The following is a 2,878-nucleotide window of genomic DNA, read 5'->3' on the forward strand; positions in this document are numbered from 1 at the left end:
CTCGTCTCTGCCGTTCTCGTCGAGATCGACGAAACATGGGCCTCCGACAATAAAGGCTACATCAAGTGGGAATGCCGGGATGCGTGATCACGCACCCGTCAATTTCCAGACGTCAGGTTGCGCAATCCCGCTGAAGGTGATGGTCGCGACGAAGCCCGTCGACTTCCGCAAGGGCGCGATCGGTCTTGCCGCGCAGGTCGAGCATGAACTTGCCGGCAAACCCTTCTGGGGCGTGGCGTGGGTGTTCCGCTCGAAGCGGGCGAACCGGATCAAGCTGCTGGTCTGGGACGGCAGCGGCCTGGTGCTGGTGAGCAAGGTTCTGCAGGCCGGCGCGTTCCATTGGCCAGGCGTCGGTGACGGCGTGATGCGACTGTCGGCAGCGCAGATGTCGGCGTTGTTCGAGGGGCTCCAGTGGAGCCGGATGCATGTGCCGTCGACCCCGGAGCCGATCGCCGCGCAGTTGATCCGCAAATCCGAGCCGGTTGTGCGATCGGCGGCGACCCCTCGCAAAAGCGACGTCCTCGGGGATAAGCGCGTAGCGCGCCAGAGCTTCCTCGTGAGTGTCGGGAGGCTCGAGCAGGATCGCCCGCGCCTGAGCATCGAGGAATGCCATGCCGGCGATCCGCCTGTCAGCCGGTGAAAGTGGGCTTGGTGGTAGCGCCGGCGCCGGCCCATCCGATCCGCTTCAACATGTCGATCAATGTGGAACGCGGCTCCGTGAAGCTTCGGCATACCGACGCCTTGCTGGCACCGCCTTCGAGCGCAGCGAGAATCTGGCCGATCTTTTCCCCGTCAATCGTAGGGGGCCTCCCGCCCTTGCGCCCGCGCCGACGCGCTGCGGCGAGCCCGGCATTGACGCGCTCGGTAATCAGCGCGCGCTCAATTCCGCGCGCATACCGAAAAGATTGAACAGGAAGCTGCCATGGACGCTTGTGATATCGATCGGCTCGGTCAGCGCGTGAAAGGCGACGTCGCGCCGTTTCAGTTCCTCGACGATGCGGATCAGATGCGACAGCGATCGGCCGAGTCGATCAAGCTTCCAGACGACCAGGACATCGCCATCGCGGAGATCGGACATGCACGCTTCAGGCCCGGCCTGTCGTCACGCGCCCCCGACGCCTTGTCCTGATGCAGATGCCGCTCGTCCACACCCGCAGCGATAAGAGCATCGCGCTGCAGATCGACCGATTGGCGCTCGTCGCTGGTGGAAATTCGCATGTAACCGACCAGCATGTACGACAAACCGCAAATTGGACGTTGCCACACACCGTAGCGATCCGACAGGGATTGTCGCGCAGAATATGGGGCCTTCCGGAAGGTTGAACGGTCGCCTCTGCGCCAGGCGCACAGGTCTCATTAGCGTTTACCCTTGATCATGGCTGCACCCATCTTTTTCGCCATTCTCCGGGGGGCATACCAAGTTGCCGCACGAAGGCTTTGTGAAATCCATAGGAGGTGGCGTATCCGAGCGCGTCGGAGATTTCCTTCAACGCCATGCCACGCATGATGGCTTCGGTCGCCCATTGGACACGGACACCTTCCACATAGGCCATCGCCGATTGGCCGACGAGGCGCGAGAACTGGGTAGAGAATCGCGAGCGCGACAACCTGGCTTCGTGCGCCAGCGCTTCGAGGGTCCACCGCCGCTGCGGATCGACGTGCAGCGCCGTCATCGCCGCCGCGATCGATGGCGAGCCGAGGCCGTTGAGCCAGCCGGAGGTGCCCGCAGGCCGCTTCACCACCACCGTGCGCAGTAACTCTATCAGCAGCAGCTCTGCCATGCGATGCCCGGCCGCAGCATAGCCGCTCGGTCTGGTATCAATGTCGCTGGCGACAAATTGGCGGATCATCGTGATCAACGCCATAAATTCTATGTCTGCCGCGGCGAGGTGGAATATCGATGGAAGGCAGTTTATCAGATTTTCCTGATAGCCGCTGTTGGCTCTGAACAGCATTGTCAAAATCTGTGTGTCGGGCGAAGACAAGGAATTGACGCGATCACTCAGCACCATGGTGTCGACAAGCGGATGAGCAGGATCCCATAGGAGCGTTCCGGTGCGCCGGGCGACGTCAAGGAAGGGTTCGGACGGGATGTACGGCGACGAACATAATTTATGCTTCTGCCAGCGCGGCATCATCAGCATGTCGCCAGTACGCAGATGGATTGCTTCGCTCTCACCGGAAGGGCAGACCCAGCATTCCCCCGTCATCATGAAATACGTCATGATCGCCTTCCGCTCGGGAATATCCACCGACCAAGGAGCGATCGCATCGTACCGGGCCAGCATGGAACTGGACAGTCGCATTTGCGCCAGCGTCAGGCTTAGGAGGTCCATGAACCGAACAATAATAGATTATACTGCTATGAACAACATACGTTAGGCCGGACGATCTAGCCCGTCTTATTCATGAGGGTGGTCGGCTGGGTTGGCGGCAGTTCGTCATGGCGTGGCGGCTTGAAGCGGGCACGGTCCCCTTTGGCGGCTGTTTCATCGCGGTTTTCGGGGCTTGAGGTTTCGGTTGAATGTTGGGTGGCGGGCACTGCCGCGTCGTTCAGGGTCTGGCGGTGCGGAGCGTGAGGGCGAGATCGCGGTAGAGCACAGCCTCGGGGCAAGCGCTGGCCAGGGCGATGCGGATACGGCTGGCGGTTTCGACGACGCGGGCGGCGACCTTGATGAGCCGGAGACGGATGGTGGCGAACTCGGCGTTTTTCAGCGCGGCGGCAGCGGGCATGGCCTGACGCAGCTTCCACATCAACCAGTAGGCGGCGGTGTGGAGGATGAGACGCATCTGGTTGGCATTGGCCGAGCGGCATGAGGTGCGGTCGCTTTTCAGCTGCGCCTTGTGAAGCTTGATGAGATTTTCGGCCTGGCCGCGC

The 2,878-nt window shown here is 61.7% G+C and carries 2 protein-coding genes and 3 pseudogenes; 1 reads left to right on the top strand and 4 read right to left on the bottom strand.

From position 1 onward, the window contains the following. Window positions 1-139: 139 nt before the first annotated feature. A pseudogene (gene tnpB / locus EWE75_RS25920) lies at window positions 140-415 on the top strand (IS66 family insertion sequence element accessory protein TnpB); the annotation flags it as partial. A 78-nt stretch (window positions 416-493) separates the two neighbouring features. On the opposite strand, the pseudogene EWE75_RS25925 reads toward tnpB, so the two are convergent. The 4 genes and pseudogenes from EWE75_RS25925 to EWE75_RS24230 all read right to left on the bottom strand — a co-directional run. Continuing rightward, window positions 494-613, bottom strand: a pseudogene (locus EWE75_RS25925) (hypothetical protein); the annotation flags it as partial. Between the two features lie 255 nt (window positions 614-868). After that, window positions 869-1,233, bottom strand: a pseudogene (locus EWE75_RS26390) (recombinase family protein). A 140-nt stretch (window positions 1,234-1,373) separates the two neighbouring features. After that, window positions 1,374-2,336: an AraC family transcriptional regulator gene (locus EWE75_RS24225; protein ID WP_130160585.1), complete on the bottom strand. Its 963-nt coding sequence runs from the start codon at window positions 2,334-2,336 to the stop codon at window positions 1,374-1,376. Window positions 2,337-2,553: 217 nt separating this feature from the next. Beyond that, window positions 2,554-2,878, bottom strand: a 325-nt coding sequence (locus tag EWE75_RS24230; RefSeq protein WP_206364880.1) for a transposase, incomplete at its 5' end; no start/stop codon positions are given.

This window comes from Sphingomonas populi (assembly GCF_004208535.1).
Classification (GTDB): domain Bacteria; phylum Pseudomonadota; class Alphaproteobacteria; order Sphingomonadales; family Sphingomonadaceae; genus Sphingomonas; species Sphingomonas populi.

Coding starts and splice junctions, on each gene's coding strand:
- EWE75_RS24225 (WP_130160585.1), bottom strand. CDS start 2,336: ATGGACCTCCTAAGCCTGACGCTGGCGCAAATGCGACTGTCCAGTTCC.